12 protein-coding genes are annotated in these 18,610 nt (G+C 45.2%); 10 read left to right on the top strand and 2 right to left on the bottom strand.

Going from position 1 to position 18,610, the window contains the following annotated elements; genetic code table 11:
* Positions 1-14: 14 nt before the first annotated feature.
* Entirely contained in the window at positions 15-947 is a 933-nt protein-coding gene (locus tag E5329_RS13125) for a glycosyltransferase (RefSeq protein WP_168356615.1), read from the bottom strand.
* Positions 948-1,117: 170 nt separating this feature from the next.
* Here E5329_RS13125 and E5329_RS13130 point away from each other — a divergent pair, with 170 nt between their 5' ends.
* The 4 genes from E5329_RS13130 to E5329_RS13145 all read left to right on the top strand — a co-directional run bounded on the left by E5329_RS13130 (position 1,118) and on the right by E5329_RS13145 (position 8,331).
* Complete coding sequence (locus E5329_RS13130; protein ID WP_135989978.1) at positions 1,118-4,261, top strand: DUF5722 domain-containing protein; 3,144 nt, start codon at positions 1,118-1,120, stop codon at positions 4,259-4,261.
* A 204-nt stretch (positions 4,262-4,465) separates the two neighbouring features.
* A complete protein-coding gene (rfbA, locus tag E5329_RS13135) occupies positions 4,466-5,344 on the top strand; it encodes a glucose-1-phosphate thymidylyltransferase RfbA (RefSeq protein WP_135989979.1) in 879 nt (292 codons plus the stop codon).
* A 100-nt stretch (positions 5,345-5,444) separates the two neighbouring features.
* Positions 5,445-6,026 carry a dTDP-4-dehydrorhamnose 3,5-epimerase gene (gene rfbC, locus E5329_RS13140; protein ID WP_135989980.1) on the top strand — a complete coding sequence of 194 codons (582 nt, stop codon included), beginning with the start codon at positions 5,445-5,447 and terminating at the stop codon, positions 6,024-6,026.
* Between the two features lie 10 nt (positions 6,027-6,036).
* A complete protein-coding gene (locus E5329_RS13145; RefSeq protein WP_135989981.1) occupies positions 6,037-8,331 on the top strand; it encodes an InlB B-repeat-containing protein in 2,295 nt (764 codons plus the stop codon).
* A 75-nt stretch (positions 8,332-8,406) separates the two neighbouring features.
* Here E5329_RS13145 and E5329_RS13150 read toward each other — a convergent pair whose 3' ends face one another.
* Positions 8,407-9,117 (bottom strand): hypothetical protein, encoded by a 711-nt coding sequence (locus tag E5329_RS13150; protein ID WP_135989982.1) that lies wholly within the window; start codon positions 9,115-9,117, stop codon positions 8,407-8,409.
* A gap of 377 nt (positions 9,118-9,494) precedes the next feature.
* Between E5329_RS13150 and E5329_RS13155 the strand changes: the two genes are divergently transcribed.
* The 6 genes from E5329_RS13155 to E5329_RS13180 all read left to right on the top strand — a co-directional run bounded on the left by E5329_RS13155 (position 9,495) and on the right by E5329_RS13180 (position 18,547).
* Positions 9,495-10,322, top strand: a complete 828-nt coding sequence (locus E5329_RS13155) for an ABC transporter permease (RefSeq protein ID WP_135989983.1) — start codon at positions 9,495-9,497, stop codon at positions 10,320-10,322.
* A 22-nt stretch (positions 10,323-10,344) separates the two neighbouring features.
* Positions 10,345-11,607, top strand: coding sequence for an ABC transporter ATP-binding protein (locus E5329_RS13160; protein WP_135989984.1), 1,263 nt, complete (start codon positions 10,345-10,347; stop codon positions 11,605-11,607).
* 11 nt (positions 11,608-11,618) lie between these two features.
* Positions 11,619-14,078, top strand: coding sequence for a glycosyltransferase family 2 protein (locus tag E5329_RS13165; RefSeq protein ID WP_135989985.1), 2,460 nt, complete (start codon positions 11,619-11,621; stop codon positions 14,076-14,078).
* Between the two features lie 90 nt (positions 14,079-14,168).
* Entirely contained in the window at positions 14,169-16,397 is a 2,229-nt protein-coding gene (locus E5329_RS13170; protein WP_135989986.1) for an SAM-dependent methyltransferase, read from the top strand.
* A gap of 33 nt (positions 16,398-16,430) precedes the next feature.
* Positions 16,431-17,789 carry a sugar transferase gene (locus E5329_RS13175; protein ID WP_135989987.1) on the top strand — a complete coding sequence of 453 codons (1,359 nt, stop codon included), beginning with the start codon at positions 16,431-16,433 and terminating at the stop codon, positions 17,787-17,789.
* A gap of 11 nt (positions 17,790-17,800) precedes the next feature.
* On the top strand, positions 17,801-18,547 hold the full coding sequence (locus E5329_RS13180; RefSeq protein ID WP_135989988.1) for a glycosyltransferase family 2 protein: 747 nt from the start codon (positions 17,801-17,803) through the stop codon (positions 18,545-18,547).
* Positions 18,548-18,610: the final 63 nt, after the last annotated feature.

Consider the following 18,610-nt stretch of genomic DNA (forward strand, 5'->3'; position numbering starts at 1 on the left):
TGAATTATGGAGTATTAGATTTTGCCAATCAGAAACAGGAACCGGATGGCAATTTCTCCGGCAAGCCGCGCCCGGAGTCGTCTGGGATAAAACAGTTTCCGAAACTGGCGGATCAGGCTGTTGGGTGCGGTAAACAGTGACAGTGTTTTTTGCTGGGAAGGAGAAAGCTTATTTTTGAAAACCTGTTGGAAATAGGACAGGTATTTCTTACTGTCTGTCATGGCGGTTCCGCCGATTTCATTTTTCAGAAAACTCCGAAGCAGATTGGAGTCGCTGGAATCTTCTGCAGTTACAGCGTCAAAATGGCGGATATGGGTGGCTGAGCGCCGGGGATCGGAAAGGATAAGCCCAAAACAGGCGGCTCCCCGAAGCAGCCAGCGGTCGTGAAGCTCCTTACCGGGATTTACCTTTAAAATCAGCTCCTGCCTGGCAGTTTCATTAAACACGATAACGAAACCGGAGGCAGGGGTATAGTAAAGCACATCCGTCAGAGTGACGGGGGCTTTCTGGGCAGGGGAGTGCCGCAGAAATTCTCCGTTATCTGTATAATATTCATAGCCGGAGAAATAGACGCAGGGTTTGTCCGGCTGTCCCTGGGATTCTAATGTCTGCACGGCCCATTTGATTTTGTCTGGATACCATATATCGTCCTGATCGCAGAACGCATAATAGTCTGCAGGAGGGCACTCTTTCAAAATTTGGTAAAAAGAGGCAGGGCAGCCCAGGTTGACGCCGCCGTTTTCCAGCAGTACAATTTTTTTGGATGAAGGATTGCAGGCAATATAATCCTGGATAATGGAAACTGTGTTATCGGTAGAACCATCGTCCCGGATATAAATGGAAATATTGGGATAAGTCTGAGCCAAAAGGCTGTCTAACTGTTCCCGGATATATTTACTGCCGTTGTAAGCAGCCAGCAGGATGTGAACGGATGGTGTTGTGTGCAAGGGGATTCTCCTTTCCAAAACTATCATATTTATATCACATTGTTTTGTTAAATTAATAAAGCTGAACCTTGAAAATATTAAATAGTTTTATTATTATTATATACGGAACATAAGGAATTGAAAAGTGCCAATTTTACGAAAAGCAAGGAAGACAGAAAGAGGGACATGCGATGAGAAAACGTATAATGACACTGCTTCTGGCAGTGCTGCTTCTGTTTCAGACGGAAGCGGAAACACTTTATGCCGCAGAGATTGCGCCCAGGGCGTCAACGGCTAAGACAGAGGCAGAAGCATTGACGGGAGATAATGATAATACAGGGGCCACAGATCCAGGCAGCCAGCCGGATGGTTCGGGGAACGCCGGGGACGGTTCCGGCGATGAAACAGGCGGCGATGGTTCAGATTTTCCGGAAGGAACAGAAGAATATACAGTAGTATTTGACTTTAACGGAGGAAAACTGCCTGACACGGAAGAGACAGATATGCAGGTCAAAGTGAAGAAAGGGGAACTGATTTCAGCGGAAAATATTCCTGCTCCGGTCAGAGAGGGATATACGTTACAGTACTGGACGGATGAAAGCGGTGATGAGTATAAGCTTGAGGAACAGCCGGTACAGGGAAATCTCACCCTGAAAGCCTTTTGGGCGCCGATAGAAGAATATACGGTGGTATTTGATTTTAATGGAGGAATACTGCCGGATACCGGAGAGCCAATCAGACAGGTTCCGGTGAAAGCAGGAGAGCTGATTGCACCGGAAAGCATTCCAGTTCCGGTGAAAGAGGGATATAAGTTATTGTACTGGACCGATGAAAACGGGACGGAATATAAGCTTACAGAGCAGCCAGTGCAGGGAAATCTTACCCTGAAAGCATTCTGGTCGCCCATTACATACCGCATTCAGTTTAAGCCCAATGGCGGAACTGGAACGATGGCGGAACTGACCATGGAGTACGATAAAGTGCAGAAGCTTCCGGAAAATGCTTTTGTGAGAACCGGGTATGCTTTTGTGGGATGGACGGTTACCATAGCAGGCGTGGAACATACTTTTCAGGATGAAGCGGAGATCAGCAGTAATCTGGCAAACACAGAAGGCACGGTTCTTGTATTTAAGGCGAAATGGGAAGTAGGGCTGTATACCATTCAGTATCATGCTAACGGCGGAACTGGAACAATGAATGACATGCCCTGTACCTATAACAAAACCAGGACGCTTCTTACCAATAAATTTAAGCGCACCGGTTATACCTTTATTGGATGGAATACCCGTTCAGACGGTAAGGGAACTTCTTATAAGAATAAAGATAAAGTAAAATCTCTGGGAGGGTATGGGGAAATTGTGATTCTCTATGCCATGTGGCAAGGAAATTCCTATACCGTGAAATATGACGGGAATAAAGCAACCAGCGGAAGCATGACCGGCAGCAGCCAGATTTACGGAACGCCTTTTACCCTGCGGAAAAATACATTCAAGAGGAAAGGTTTTACTTTTGCAGGCTGGAACACCAAGGCAGACGGCACAGGAACCACTTACAAAGACGGCGCACAGGTAAGCAATTTAACTGCTACAGCGAATGGTACGGCGACATTGTACGCCAAGTGGACAGCCATCAAATACAAAATTACATATCATACCAACGGCGGAAAACTAGCCGCTTCAGCAAAAAAAACCTACACGGCAGACAAACCATTTGTGCTGCCCCGGCCAACCAAAAAGGGCTATGACTTTGACGGATGGTATAAAACCTCTAATTTCAAGAAGCGGGTGGGTGAAATCGCAGAGGGTAATACCGGCAATCTTACCCTTTACGCTAAATGGGTGAAATGCACCCAGAAGCCCAAATCAGATTCTGCAAAACTTACTGCCTGCAAGGCCACAGGAACCGGAAAGGTTAGTGTGAAAGCTACCATTAAGACTAGGGTGGCAAGTTCAGATGATTACTATTATCTGATGTATATTAATCCGCTGAATCAAAAAATGTATAAAGAGGCGGCGAAAGTTTATAAGAAGAAAAATATTTCATTCACCCTGAAAACAGCAGAAAATCGGGGATATGCCACTTCCATGTTCGGTATCGCCATTAAAAACGGCAGCAAGTATCAGCTAATCAGTACCACGTCTTTTGTAAAAAATGCGGAGAAGGCGGCTTCGAACAAGTCAAGCTATAAGCCGGGTTCTACCAAAAAAGGCATGCAGTTTGACAAGAGTATGGAAGAGATTATCGATTGCGGGGCAAGGCAGAATTTTTTAAATGTTACGGTGTCTATGGTGTGCACTGACGGGACAGTTCCGTATAATTACAATGGCAAAACTTATTATTTTAATCCTATGACCTACTATCAGCAGGTGGTAACGGAATGCAACAAAAGAAATATTAATGTGACTATGCAGGTGATGCTGGACTGGACAGCCGGAAATACGGATTTGATTTCCGCTAAGGCCAGAGTGAAAGGGGCAGCCCCCTATTACAGCTGGAATGTTACCACCAACAGCTCCAGAGAGAAGATGGAGGCGATTTTCTGTTATCTGGGCGGGTTGTTTGGGAAGAAGAGCTGCTATGTATCCAACTGGATTTTGGGAAATGAGGTAAACAATCCGGCAGGATGGCATTACAAAGGAGGAATGTCCACGACAGCGTATTTCAAATCTTACGCTTATGCATTCCGGGCACTGTACTATGCAGTCAGAACCCAGTATTCCAATGCGCACATTTTCATCTGCACTGATAATTTCTGGAATGCCACCCAAAGCGGAGGCTACAGTGCAAAATATGTAATTTCAGCGTTTCTGAAGCAGCTGAATAAGATTGAGAAAGGACTGAAATGGAATCTGGCCTACCATGCCTATTCGTTCCCGCTGACTTATACCAACTTCTGGGAAGGATTCGGAATTACCAATGATGTGAGCACGCCTTATATTACCATGAAGAATATTAAGGTGTTAACGAATTATATCAAGAAAAATTATGGCTCTTCCGTGCGGATTATTCTGTCTGAGCAGGGCTATACCTCCAGCAATTGGGGAGAGGCGAACCAAGCGGCGGCAATTGTCTACAGTTATTACATTGCAGCCTGCAATCCTATGATTGATGCATTTATAATCAGAAGTTTCTCAGATAACGCCAATGAGACGGCGCAGGGACTTCGGATGGGAATTGCCGGAAAAGAGGCGTTCAATGCATTCAAGTATATGGATACTTCCCAGGCCAGCAAGTATACGAAGAAATATATGGGAATGCTGGGCGTGAAGTCCTGGAAAAAGATTGTGGCAGGATACAAGGCTTCCAGAATAAAGGGAATGTACCGGAAAACTTGACAGGGAAATCTTTCAATATAGTTCACGCGAAATACCTTTATATTTGAAAATGTCCGGGGCATCAGGGAATGTGCTAAAATCCTGATGCCCTGGACTTGTATCCTGGAAAGAAAAATGGTAGAATAGAAAAAGTATTGTAAAGGATGAAAAAGTGAAAATATTGGAATAATATCCAATAAATAAAAGTATATGTTGGAGGAGGCCATGAAAGGAATTATTTTAGCCGGAGGTTCCGGAACCAGATTGTACCCATTGACAAAAGCGATTTCAAAGCAGATTATGCCGGTATACGACAAACCGATGATTTATTATCCCCTGTCCACCCTGATGCTTGCAGGAATCCGTGAAATATTGATTATCTCCACCCCCAGGGATCTTCCGGTGTTTGAGAATCTTCTGGGAGACGGCAGCCAGTTGGGAATGAGGTTTGCCTATGCAGTGCAGGAAGAACCCAGAGGACTTGCAGATGCGTTTATTATTGGAGCGGAGTTTATTGGGAAAGATGCAGCTGCACTGGTGCTGGGCGATAATATTTTTTATGGACAGAGTTTTTCCAGGGTATTGCAGGAAGCGGCCGAACGGACGGAGAGCCAGCCGGGGGCTACGATTTTTGGATATTATGTGAAGAATCCCAGAGAGTACGGCGTGGTGGAGTTTGATGAGGACGGTACGGCCATTTCCATTGAAGAGAAGCCGGAGCATCCCAGATCCAATTATGCAGTGCCGGGATTGTATTTTTATGACAATGATGTGGTGGAGATTGCCAGAAACGTGAAGCCCTCTGCCCGGGGAGAAATAGAGATTACCAGCGTGAACAATGAATATCTGAAACGGGGAAATCTTAAAGTGGAAACTTTGGGCCGGGGATTTGCATGGCTGGATACCGGCAATCATGATATGCTGCTGGCAGCGGCGGATTTTGTGTCTGCTTTTCAGAAGCGTCAGGGACTCTATATTTCCTGCATTGAAGAGATTGCCTATAAACGGGGATTTATTGATGTGGAGCAGCTTAAGAAGCTGGCAGAACCCTTGTTAAAGACAGAGTATGGACAGTATTTGATAGATGTGGCAGCAGGATTGTAGGCTTGATGCGGCAAAACTGTGTATGATTGGCAGGCGGATGCGATAGAACTTCGCGGAATTGGCATGACAGATTCAGAAGAATTACAGCATGGAGGAAAATATGGGAAAGATTCAGGTAACAGATAATTGCAATGGAATTCAGGGCTTGAAGGTGATAGAGCCTGCAGTGTTCGGAGATGAACGAGGCTATTTTATGGAGACTTATAATTATCAGGATTTTGCAGAAGCAGGGATAGACTGTATTTTTGTACAGGACAATCAGTCAGCTTCCAAGAAAGGCGTTCTTCGGGGCCTGCATTTTCAGATTAATTATCCCCAGGACAAGCTGGTCCGGGTGGTAAATGGAGAAGTATTTGATGCTGCGGTGGATTTGCGGGAAGGCTCTGAAACTTTTGGAAAATGGTTCGGCGTCATTCTCTCAGCAGAGAATAAGAAGCAGTTTTTTATTCCCAAGGGATTTGCCCATGGGTTTGTGGTATTGTCTGAATATGCGGAGTTCTGTTATAAAGTGACAGATTTTTATCATCCCAACGATGAGGGCGGATTGTTGTGGAAGGACCCTGAAATCGGCATTCAGTGGCCTATGCCGGAGGGAATGGCAGAGGAAGATTTGATTTTGTCAGATAAGGATAAGATTTGGGGAGGAATCAGGGAGTATGTAAGCAGCAGAAAAGAAAGGTAGGAGTTGCAGCATGAAGAAGAGAATTTTGGCATTTTTTCTGGCGGGAATAATGACGTTTTCCATGGCTCCCACGGAAGCGTTTGCAGCAGCTGACATGCAGCAGAGCGGAACGGAAGTATCTGTGGATCTGCAGGAGAACGGGACAGAAGAAGAATCTCCTGATTTGCAGCAGAATGGAACAGAAGAATCCCCTGATTTGCAGCAGGACGGAATAGAAACGGAGGCAGGCAGTGGTTCCAGCCCAGAGAATGAGGCGCCGGAGAACAGCCAGTCTCAGAATACAGAGGATGTCAAGGATTCAGCGGACAGCCAGTCTCAGAACACAGAGGATGTCAAGGATTCAGCGGACAGCCAGTCTCAGAACACAGAGAATGTTAAGGATTCAGCGGACAGCAGCCAGAGCGCTGCCGAAAACAGTCAACGCGCCAGGATGACAGCGGAAGAACAGGAATCGCTGGAGACTCTTTCTCAGGAAGAGCCGGTACAGGAGGAACAGCCCCAAGAGCAGCCTGTGCAGGATGAGGATATCCTGAAGAATTGGACGCCTCCTATGGGCGGTATGGAACAGCCCCAGGTGATAGGGATAGCGGAAGAGACAGCAGAATCTCTGGATATTGTAAATCCCGAAGAAGCTGCAGACGGGACAATGGAATACCGTTCTTCTGTGCTGGGATCTAAGCAGTATGATTCCTCCTGGGATGTGTATTCCACCAATTATATTTATAACCGTTTAACAGAAAATGAGAGGTTATTCTGGGATGCATTGGATCAGATTGCAAGAGAATATCTGCATGGAACCGAGAATGCAGCCAGAATTCCGGTGCAGGGGCAATATTATTATGCAACACAAAGCGGGATTCGCTATGCTTATATGGGACTGTCTTCTCAAAGAATAGGAGAGTTATTTACCATGTTTTCCTACTCTAACCCTCAGTACTATTTTGTGGGAAACGGATATTTGACCGGCAGCGGAGCCATGTTTCCTATCATTTATGAGGGATTTGCCAATGGAACCACAAGGGCAGCGGAGACGGCTAAAGTGAAAGCCCAAATTGACGCCATGGAAGCCCAGATTGCAGAGGGAAAGACAGAGGTGGAGAAGGCCAGGATCGCTCATGATTTGATTTGCAGGAAAATTATGTATGATCATGATTATATGAAACCTGTGTCCAAGACCCCCTATCATCAGTCTGCTTACAGCGTATTTTGTGATAATTATACTGTATGCGCCGGATATACCAAGGCGTTTACCATGTTGATGAATGGAGCCGGGGTAGATACCCTCAGCGTGACTAGTAATGAGCATGCCTGGAATATGATTTGCCTGAATGATTCCTGGTATAATATGGATCTTACCTGGGACGATTTGGATGGACAGCAGGGGCTGGAAGTGATGTATGGGTACTTTAACCGCAGCACGGCAGTGCTTCTCGGAAGGCTGGATCAGAATAATTATCATAAGATGGAAAGCTGCTATACCGGGATGGTGCCTCCGGCAACCCAGGATTCCGGAGCCACGCCTACGTCTATAGGAACCATAGGGACTCCCACAAAGACAGTGGCGGCGCCGCAGATTAAGAAAGTTCAGTCAGGTGGAAAACTTCTGGCCAGCATAAGCACATCTACCTCAGGAGCAGACATTTATTATACTACAGATGGCAGTGAGCCGTCTTCATCGGCTACAAGAAGCTATTATTACACTGGAGAATCTTTTGAGGTGGCTCACAATGCCACGGTAAAGGCGATTGCGGTGCGTGATACCATGTGGGACAGCAAAGCTGCATCAGCAAAGATTACCAAATCCTCTTACACGGTAAAATTTAATACCAAAGGCGGCAATACAATATCCTCCCAGAAGATTCTTTATGGCAATAAATTAAAGAAACCAGCCAATCCTAAGCGGAGCAATTATTCCTTCCAAGGCTGGTATACTGACACAAAATATAAGACAAAGTGGACTTTTTCTTCAAAAGTAGTTACGAAGAATATGACGCTGTACGCCAAGTGGGAGAAGGTTACCACAGAAAAGGCGTCCATTAAGAAGGTGACAAATGTTTCCGGAAAGAAAATGAAGGTCACCTTAAAGAAAATCACTGGCGCCGCAGGATATGAGTTCCGCTATGCCACCAATTCCAAGATGAAATCGGCAAAGCGCGTCACAGGGAAATCCACCAGCAAGACCATAGGAAGCCTGAAAAAGGGCAAAACCTACTATGTTCAGGTTCGGGCTTATAAAACAGATTCAAAAGGGAAAAAGATTTATGGCTCCTGGAGTGTGAAGAAGAGCGTTAAGATAAAGAAATAGAAAATTCAAAAACGGCATAGCCTGTAAGCTATGCCGTTTTCAAAATAATTTGGCCTGTTTTAGGCTGGTGTACTGTTAGTCTTCTTTAATACAGTTCCAGGTTAAAGTAACATATGCCTTTGTCTTTGTGTTTCGCATGGTAAATGTAATGTAATCCAGATCCCCGTCAAAAGTCACTTTTTTTGAAAAAGAAGTTTTTCTGCAGGAGCTGATTTGGTATGAGCCGGAGCCATACTGCATTTTCAGGGAAGTAATTTTCCAGCCCTTAGCAGCTTTGGCAGAAACCGTCTGGTTTTTCAAAATAGAGGAATGAAAATAATTATACTCGGTGGAGGACTGGTAGCAGGAAGTAAAGTTTTTCTTTCCTACCTTAAAGCTCTTCAATGGGTTGCTGTAATTTTTGACTGTAATCGTGGATTTCAGTGTCTGGCTTCCAATTTGGAAGGTAATATCAGCAGTTCCAGCTTTTTTGAAAAAATAAACACGGATATCGCCGTCCTTGTTGATATAAGGCCTTGCAATGGAAGAATCACTGCTGGCCAGGGACTGAATGGAGGATGGCCGGGGTTTCTTGAGAGAACCTTTCCGGCAGACCTTCAATGTCACAAAAGTAGCCGGCAGATCATCCGGTGCACAGTAAAAGACCATATTTCTGTAGGAGCTGGGCAGATAAAAGTAAGACGCAGCTTCTGCAGAGCTTCCGGCCTGGGGAACAAAGAGAATTCCCGTCAGCAGCACGGCAAGTGTGAGTACCAGCGAAGAAATTTTTTTCATTGACTTTTTCAATACTTAGACCTCCCATGATTTAATTTGACTGAAAATGATAATAAAAGCTAATAATAAACTTACCATAATCGAAGAAAAAAAACAATGGAAGATTTCACATGAAATTGTTAAGAAATTTATAATTTTTTCTAAATATTCCAAAATTTGCTTATTACGGGGAAAGGTGATATAATTTACCATGAGACTTACCATGAGGAGGGACCCGGCTCTAACGCCAACCATTCCCACAGAGCAGTATGCCGGGAGGAGCCCTGATGGTTCGCAGAGAGGAGGGACCCTGATGGTCCGCAGAACATTCAGAATAAACTGAAGAATCCTCTGGCGGTCTTTCCTACCAAAACCCTTATTCACTATATAAAAAAGGAAATCAATCATCTATGAATCAGAAATCAGAAAACATTATTTCAGAAATTATACAAAACCGCCGGCTCATCCAAACTCTGGCAAAAAATGATTTTAAAACCAAATTTTCCGGCTCGTATCTGGGAACTATTTGGGCTTTTGTGCAGCCGGTAATTACCGTTTTTATCTACTGGTTTGTTTTTGACATGGCAATCGGCGCACGAGCCCAAATCAGAGGAGAACTGCCGTTGCCCTATGTACTATGGCTGGTAGCGGGAATCGTGCCCTGGTTTTTTTTCTCCGACTGCCTCAGTGCGGGAACCTCAGTGCTGACAGAATATAATTATCTGGTAAAAAAGGTGGTATTTCACATAGATATCCTGCCGGTGGTAAAAATATTTTCATCTATTTTTGTACATGCATTTTTTGTGTCTGTTGCGGTTCTGTTGTTTCTGCTTTACGGTTACCTACCGGATCTGTATGTGCTGCAGGTTCTGTATTACAGCGCAGGAGCGCTGCTTCTGGCATTAGGTTTGAGTTATTTTACCAGTGCGGTATCGGTATTTTTTCCGGATGTCCGCCAGATTGTAAATATTGCACTGCAAGTTGGAGTCTGGGCTACGCCTATTATGTGGGATATTAATGATATGAAGGAAAAAATTCCGGGTTTTGTTCTTATTCTGCTGAAATGCAATCCCATGTATTATATTGTTTTGGGCTATCGGGAGGCGTTTATTGATAAGGCGTGGTTCTGGGAGCATCCGGGGATGACAGCATATTTCTGGGGTTTTACCCTGATCGCCTGCCTGCTGGGAGTAAAAGTATTCAAACGGCTGAAGGTGCATTTTGCAGATGTGCTCTAAGGCCTGGAATAAAGGAGAGGTTATGTCTGAAACAGCGATTAAAGTCACAGATGTCAGTAAAATCTATAAGTTATTCGATACCCCTGCCGCCCGGCTGAAGGATGCGCTGGGGCTGTCCCGAAAACAGGAATATCGGGAGCATGCGGCGCTGCATGATATCACTTTGGAAATCAAAAAAGGAGAAACTGTGGGAATTATCGGAACGAATGGTTCCGGAAAGTCCACCCTTCTTAAAATTATTACCGGGGTTATCAGCCAGAGCCGGGGAGAAGTGGAAGTAGACGGAAGAATTTCTGCTTTGTTAGAGCTGGGCGCTGGATTTAATCAGGAATATACAGGAATTGAAAATGTTTATCTTCAGGGAACCATGATGGGTTTTACCAGAGAAGAAATTGATGGGAAAATGGATGCCATTCTGGAATTTGCCGATATCGGAGATTTTGTCCGTCAGCCGGTGAAAACCTACTCCAGCGGTATGTTTGTCCGCCTGGCCTTTGCGGTGGCAATCAATATAGAGCCGGAGATTTTAATTGTAGATGAGGCGTTGTCTGTAGGGGATGTGTTTTTTCAATCAAAATGCTACCGGAAGTTTGAAGAATTCAAGGAAATGGGCAAGACGATTCTCTTTGTCAGCCATGATTTAAGCAGCATTACCAAATACTGCGACCGGGCAATTCTCTTAAATAAAGGCAGAAAGGTGATGGAGGGAACGCCCAAGGAGGCCGTGGATCGGTTTAAAATGGCTCTGGTGGCTCAGGAGGAAGAGCAGCGCAGGGAGAATTCTTCCCTGTGGAAGCCAGGAATGTCAGGGGACAAATGGCAGAATGCATTGTCTGTAAATCCTGAAACACTGGAATATGGGGATAAAAAGGCGGAAATCGCAGATTTTGCAGTGGCAGATAAAACAGGAAAAATCACAAATGTCATCCAGAAAGGAGATTTGTTTACCATTAAGATGAAGGTTGCTTTCCGGGAGACTGTGGCGGAGCCGATTTTTGCTTTTACCCTGAAAAATCTGATGGGAATTGAGCTTACGGGAACCAATACCATGTTAGAGCAGCAGCCTGTGGAGCCGAAACAGCCAGGGGATGAGCAAATCATCAGTTTTACCCAGAAAATGACGCTGCAGGGCGGAGAATACCTGCTGTCTTTGGGATGCACCGGATATGAACAGGAGGATTTCAGGGTGCATCACCGGCTGTATGACGTGTGCAGCATTGCTGTGGTTTCGCAAAAAAACACCGTGGGATATTTTGACATGGAATCCACAGTGGAGATAGAGTAAAGGGACAGAATATGATTGAGAAATTTAATGTGGTGAGAGTCAGATTTCATATAGAAGACAAACAGATTCTGGTGATTCAGGGATGGAAGCATGACATGAAACCAGAAGATGAACTGGAAGTAACTTTGGACGGGGAAAAGCTTCCCTGGGTCATGGAAACGTATGACGGCATGGAAGTGCGGCAGCGTTATATGATTTACGATCTGGGAATAGAGGAAGAATATTATCTTTATGTAACCTTGCCGGAAGATTTTGACCGGAAAAAAGAACTGGCTCTGTGGGTGATTACAAATTCCCGCGTGGAACAAAAGAAGCATTCCGTTTATCAGGAAAAGGCTGCCAGCCTGAAGAAGCTTCAGGGAGAAATAGACTTTTTCCTAGAACAGGTAACCCTCAAAAAAGAACAGTGTTATCTCAAGGGCTGGGCGGCTTCAGCCATTCCGATTACCATCAAGGTAAAAGGGGGCGGCGGAAAAGAAATAGAGGCCAAGGCGTCCTTTCATGAGCGCAGGGACGTCAGCCAGATTTACCGGGAAACAGAACAGATGCCTGACAGCGGATTTGAGGTGGCGCTGCCCCACAGAGGCATGTCAGCCGTAACTTTGGAAATCACCAATGGAATTTGTACAAGCCGGGTGAAAGTGCCCATAGTTTCTACCTTTTTCTTTGAAAATATGCTGGGAAACAGCTATCTTGGAAAAGGGGCAAGATTTCTTCAGCATCATGGATGGAAGCAGTTCTGCGCCCGTACCATGCAGGTGATTGCCCAGAAATCCACCCCTCAGGGGGATTATGAGAAGTACCGTCAGGCAGTGGCGCCCACAGAAGAGGAACTGAAACGGCAGCGGAATGAGCAATTTGCATATGCCCCGCTGGTGTCTGTTGTGGTGCCTTTATATAAGACTCCGATCAAATACCTGGAAAAACTGGTGGAATCGGTGCAGAAGCAGACCTATGCCAATTGGGAACTGTGCCTGTCCGACGGCAGCGGCGAATCTTCTCCTCTGGAAAAATATCTGAAAAAGTTAGAAAAACAGGAGAAGAGGGTAAAGGTAATCCGCAATTCTGCGCCTCTTCGGATCTCGGAGAATACCAATGCGGCTCTTGCAGCTGCAAAAGGGGACTATGTCGCCTTTGCGGATCATGATGATTTGCTGGCGGAGGATGCACTGTATGAGTGCGTAAAGGTATTGCAGGAAAGGCCGGAAACAGAATTGATTTATACCGATGAGGACAAGATTTCCATAAATGGAAAGCATTATTTTCAGCCGCATTTCAAATCGGATTATAATCCGGATTTGCTCTGCAGTATGAATTATTTCTGTCATCTGGTGGTGGTGAAAAAGGATTTGCTGGAGCGGGCAGGGTGGTTAAATGGGGAATTTGACGGCGCCCAGGATTATGATTTCGTTCTGCGCTGCTGTGAGCAGACCAATGAGATTTACCATATACCCAGGGTGCTGTATCATTGGCGCGCCCATGAGAATTCCACCTCCGAGAATCCAGAAAGCAAGAAATATGCATTTGAGGCGGGGAAACGGGCCGTGCAGGCTCATCTGGACAGGCTGCAGATTCCTGCCAAAGTGGAAATGGGAGAATATCCCGGCCTTTACCGGGTGCATTATCAATGGAAGGAACAGCCTCTGGTGTCCATTTTAATTCCAAATAAAGATCACACGGAGGATTTGGACAAATGTATCCGTTCCGTGGAAGAACAGTCTTCTTATCGGAATTATGAGTATATTGTCATAGAGAATAACAGCGAGCTGCCGGAAACCTTTGATTATTATAAGAAGCTGGAAGCGGAAAATGAGAAAGTCCGGGTGGTGTATTGGGAAAAAGAATTTAATTTTGCTGCCATCAATAATTTTGGGGCAGAATTTGCCAGAGGTGAGTATTTGCTGTTACTGAATAATGATACGGAGATGATTGGAAAAGACTGTCTCTGGGAGCTGCTGGGTCCCTGCATGCGGGAAGATGTGGGGATTACAGGAGCCAGACTGTATTATGAGGACGGCACCATACAGCATGCCGGTGTGGTGATTGGGTTTGGCGGAATTGCAGGGCACGCCTTTATTGGATTTGACGGCAAGGCAAACGGATATTTTTCCAGAATTATCTGCGCCCAGAATTACAGTGCGGTGACAGCGGCCTGTATGATGACGAAAAAATCAGTGTTTGAGCAAGTAGGCGGGCTGACCGAAGAGCTGGTGGTTGCATTTAATGATATTGATTATTGTATGAAAGTGAAGAAATTTGGAAAGCTGATAGTATATAATCCTTATGCAGAATTATATCATTACGAGTCAAAATCCCGGGGACTGGAGGATTCTCCCCAGAAGCAGGAACGTTATTATAAAGAAATGAAGTATTTTGTGACAAGATGGCAGTCTTTTATGGATCAGGGAGATCCTTATTATAATCCGAACCTGACATTGTCCAAGGCGGATTTTTCCCTGAGACAGGTGTAAGGCTTTGGCAGGACGAAAGACAAAGATTGTCTGCAGGAAAAAGAGATACATTTCACTATAGAAGAAATTGTAGTAGGGAAAGAGGTCATAATGAAAAAAATCGGAAATGTCACCTTAGACACATCCTGCTATTCAGGAAAGGATTTGTACAGTGACGGATGGATCGAGGACAGGATTTTAGAACTGGCAGAGAACTATCCGCCAGAAGAATACAATCGGGTCATTGCACAGGAGCAGGATTGGGCGGTGATGTATCATCTGGCCCATGAAAGAGAGAATATTTTGAGCTGGTATCCCTTTGAAACGGGAGCAAAGGTTCTGGAGATAGGTTCCGGATGCGGGGCAGTGACAGGCGCAGCAGCGGCTGGAGCAGATTCTGTCACCTGCATTGATTTGTCCCTGAAGCGCAGTACAATTAATGGCCTGCGGAATCAGTGCCGGGATTCTGTCCGGATCTGCGTAGGCAATTTTCAGGATATTGAAAAAGGATTGGAACATGACTTTGATTATGCCACCTTAATCGGAGTGTTTGAGTATGGCAGGGGGTATATCGGTGGAGAGAAGCCTTACCATGGATTCCTGCGGACAATTATGAATCATTTGAAACCAGGCGGAAGATTGCTGATTGCTATAGAAAATAAATTTGGATTAAAGTATTGGGCAGGCTGCAGGGAAGATCACGTGGGAACTTTCTTTGAAGGTCTGGAGGGATATCAGAATACGGAAGGAGTCCGGACCTTTACCCGGCCGGAGTTGGTTGAGATGTTAGAGGAATGCGGATACAGAAATTACCGCTTTTATTATCCCTATCCCGATTACAAATTTCCCACGGTGATTTATTCGGACGAATATCTTCCCAGACCAGGAGAACTGGATAAAAATATCTGTAATTTTGACAGGGATCGGCTGGTGCTGATGGATGAAGGGAAGGTTTTTGACCAGATTTTAAAGGACGGCTTGTTTCCGCTGTACGCCAATTCTTTCTTTTTGGAGATTACCAAAGACCCGGAGGAGGGAAAAGGGCTGGAAAGCGAAGGGAAATTGGAAATCAGAAAGGAGCCGAGAGGGGAAATAACAGAAGAATTCAAGAAGATAGCGGACCAAAAAAGGATCGTATATACAAAATATTCCAGCGGCCGTTCTCCGAAATTTGCTATCCGCACCTGTATTGCCAGAGAGAACGAAGAGTTTCTCCTGTATAAAACGCCGGAATACCCGGCCGGAGCTTTGCATATCCAGTCCATTGCAGGGGCCAAAGAAAAGCTGGAGAAGCTTTGGGAAGAGAAAAAATTGTATCAGGTGAACCAGTGCTGGCTGGAAGGAGAAAAGATTTTCTTTGAATATCTGAAAGGGGTTACGCTGGAGGAGAAGCTGGATCAGCTTTTAGAGGAAGGGAAACAGAACAGCGTAAAAGAGCTTCTAAGGGTGGAAGTAAGGAATATTCTGGAGGCTGCGCCAACCGGAACATTTTCCATGACGCCGGAATTTCAGAAGGTTTTTGGAAATGTAACCTTTTCCCAGGAGGAGACGGCGGTGGAACCGGCGGATATCGACCTGATTTTTTCTAATATTCTGCTGACTGAGGACGGGAAGCGGCATGTGCTGGATTATGAGTGGACCTTTGATTTTCCGGTTCCCGCGGGATATTTGGCATATCGGGCCCTTCATTATTATCTGGATGCCGCTTCGAAACGTAAAATATTAAAAGAAGATTTAAATTTATATGAAGAATTTGGAATTACAGCGGATAAGATTCTGAAATATGAAGAAATGGAACGCAATTTTCAGCAGTATATCCGGGGAAATTATGTTCCTGTGGGAGAACTTTATCACAGGATGGGTAAGAAAGCTCTGCCCCTTGGAGAAGTTTTAAAGGAAAAAGACAGAAGAAGAATGCAGGTGTATGTGGACTTCGGGGAAGGATTTTGTGAGGAGCATTCCCGGTTTGTGGATCATGGGTATGATTCTGTGATACAATGTACTGTCTCCATTCCGGAACAGGCCAGGGCCGTATGGATTGATCCTGCATTAGCTCCCTGCATTTTAAAGGATCTGTCATTGCGCTGGAGCGGGGAAGGACAAAGGGAACCCATTCCCGTAACCTACGCCACCACAGGCTATGAAATGAAAAAAAACTGTTATGTATTTGACAATTCTGATCCAAAGATTATAATAGAAGAAATCCCTGAAGGGAAACGTCAGATTGACATTTCCTACCGAATCAGCATTCTGGAGGAAGAAACTGCCGTCTTGCTGATGGATAGGGTAAATACCAAAGGACGGATGAAAAAGAAGGTCCGGGGGCTGCTGGAAGGGTAAGGGAAAGGCCGGAACCGGATAAAGGGATAAAATATGAGAAAACGAGAACAGTATAAGCATTTATTGAATCTGACTGCAAATTTTATGATGCTGGCAATGGAAGCGGCAATGTTTGCCTATACCTGGTATATCATTTATTATCCGACGCTGGCTAAAGCAAACCGTCCCTGGCACAGAGGAAACTGGGCGGTGATTGGCATTTATGCGCTGATTATGTATTTTTTCACCAGAACCTTCGGCGGTTACAGGATCGGGTATCTGCGGATTACCGATGTATGTCTTTCGCAGATTCTGTCTATTTTCTGCGCAAATGTGGTAGGATATCTGCAAGTGTGCCTGGTGGCAAATGACTACATGCCGGTGCATCCCATGATTATGCTGACATTTACAGAATATCTGGTGATACTGCCTGGTGTATATCTGGTAAGATTTGTCTATACCAGGCTGTATCCGCCCAAGAAAATGATAGTGATATACGGGGAGCATTCCCCAGATGACCTGATTCAGAAGATTAATTCCCGAAAGGACAAGTATAACGTCTGCGCTACGGCCAGCGTTTATCTGGGCTATGAAGAACTGTACACCAGAATATTGGAATATGAGGCGGTTGTCCTCTGCGATCTTCCCACCAGCATGCGCAATCCCATTTTAAAATTCTGTTTTGACCAGAATAAACGGACATACATTACGCCGAAGATTTCAGACATCATTTTGACAGGAACAGAGGCGATCCATCTGTTTGATTCCCCGCTGATGCTGTCCAGGAATCATGGGCTCACCATAGAACAGCGGTTTATAAAGCGGGCCATGGACATTGTGCTGTCTTTGGTTGCGATAGTAATATCGTCGCCTGTGCTGCTGTTGATCGGACTGTGCATTAAGCTGTACGATAAAGGGCCGGTATTTTACACCCAGGAACGTCTAACCAGAGGTGGGGAAGTGTTTCAGATCATTAAGTTCCGCAGTATGCGGATGGATTCTGAGCGGGACGGCGCCCAGCTTGCCCGAAAAGATGACGACAGAATTACGCCGGTGGGGAGAATTATCCGCCAGACCCATTTCGATGAGCTGCCCCAGATTTTTAATATCCTGAAGGGAGAAATGTCTTTTGTGGGGCCAAGGCCGGAACGGGAAAGCATTGCCAGAGAATATGAGGCTGTTATCCCTGAATTCAGCTTTCGCCTGAAAGTCAAGGCGGGATTGACCGGGTATGCGCAGATTTATGGAAAATATAACACCACACCCTATGATAAACTGAAATTAGATTTAACCTACATTGAGAACTATTCTTTCTGGATGGATCTGAAGCTGATGCTGATGACCTTTAAGATTATTTTTCAGAAGGAAAATACGGAAGGAATCGACAAGAAACAGAGGACGGCGGTAAAATAAGGAGAAGCAGAATGGAAGAGCAAATATCCGTATCCGTGATTATGCCGGCTTATAACGCCGGAAACTATATTGGACAGGCCATTGAGTCTGTTTTGTGCCAGGAGGTTCCGCTGGAGCTGCTGGTAATTGACGACTGTTCCTCTGACAATACCGTTGCTGTTGTCAAACAGTATACCAGGGATGAAAGAGTGGCATTAATCTGCAATGAGCAGAATCAGGGGGCTGCGGAAAGCCGGAATACAGGAATCCGCCGCGCCAGAGGAAAATATCTGGCGTTTCTGGATGCGGACGACTGGTGGCAGCAGGGCAAATTAAAGCTTCAGTGTACAAAGCTGCAGGAGACAGGCATGGTTTTATGCTGCACAGGCCGGGAACTGATGAACGCCGACGGTTCGTCCAGAGGAAAAAGCATTGGGGCTCCAGAAATAATTACTTATGCCATGCTGCTTCGGACCAACAGTATTGCCTGCTCTTCTGTGGTGATGAAAACAGAGGCAGCAAGAGAATTTTATATGAGCCATGACGAGCTTCATGAGGATTATATTTTATGGCTGAAGGTTCTGAAAAAGTACGGCAATGCCTGCGGAATCAATGAACCCATGCTGAAATCCAGAATGAGCCAGGGGGGAAAATCCAGGAATAAGCTGAAATCAGCCCGAATGCATTTCGGCGTATACCGTCTGATGGGAATTGGACGGCTTGCGTCCTGTTACTATTTTCTGATGTACATGTTTCATGGCGTCCGTAAATATTTGTAAACGAATATGTTTCACATTATTGTATGCAGATGATATGCAAATGGAAAGGTGAGGAGCAGTTAG

It is taken from the genome of Petralouisia muris (genome assembly GCF_004793545.1).
In the GTDB taxonomy this organism is placed as follows: Bacteria; Bacillota; Clostridia; order Lachnospirales; family Lachnospiraceae; genus Petralouisia; species Petralouisia muris.

Excerpts from the sequence above, each read along its gene's own strand:
- E5329_RS13145 (WP_135989981.1), top strand. The coding sequence starts at position 6,037 with ATGAAGAAGAGAATTTTGGCATTTTTTCTGGCGGGAATAATGACGTTT.
- E5329_RS13170 (WP_135989986.1), top strand. The coding sequence starts at position 14,169 with ATGAAAAAAATCGGAAATGTCACCTTAGACACATCCTGCTATTCAGGA.
- rfbA (WP_135989979.1), top strand. The coding sequence starts at position 4,466 with ATGAAAGGAATTATTTTAGCCGGAGGTTCCGGAACCAGATTGTACCCA.
- E5329_RS13160 (WP_135989984.1), top strand. The coding sequence starts at position 10,345 with ATGTCTGAAACAGCGATTAAAGTCACAGATGTCAGTAAAATCTATAAG.
- E5329_RS13155 (WP_135989983.1), top strand. The coding sequence starts at position 9,495 with ATGAATCAGAAATCAGAAAACATTATTTCAGAAATTATACAAAACCGC.
- E5329_RS13180 (WP_135989988.1), top strand. The coding sequence starts at position 17,801 with ATGGAAGAGCAAATATCCGTATCCGTGATTATGCCGGCTTATAACGCC.
- E5329_RS13175 (WP_135989987.1), top strand. The coding sequence starts at position 16,431 with ATGAGAAAACGAGAACAGTATAAGCATTTATTGAATCTGACTGCAAAT.
- E5329_RS13165 (WP_135989985.1), top strand. The coding sequence starts at position 11,619 with ATGATTGAGAAATTTAATGTGGTGAGAGTCAGATTTCATATAGAAGAC.
- rfbC (WP_135989980.1), top strand. The coding sequence starts at position 5,445 with ATGGGAAAGATTCAGGTAACAGATAATTGCAATGGAATTCAGGGCTTG.
- E5329_RS13130 (WP_135989978.1), top strand. The coding sequence starts at position 1,118 with ATGAGAAAACGTATAATGACACTGCTTCTGGCAGTGCTGCTTCTGTTT.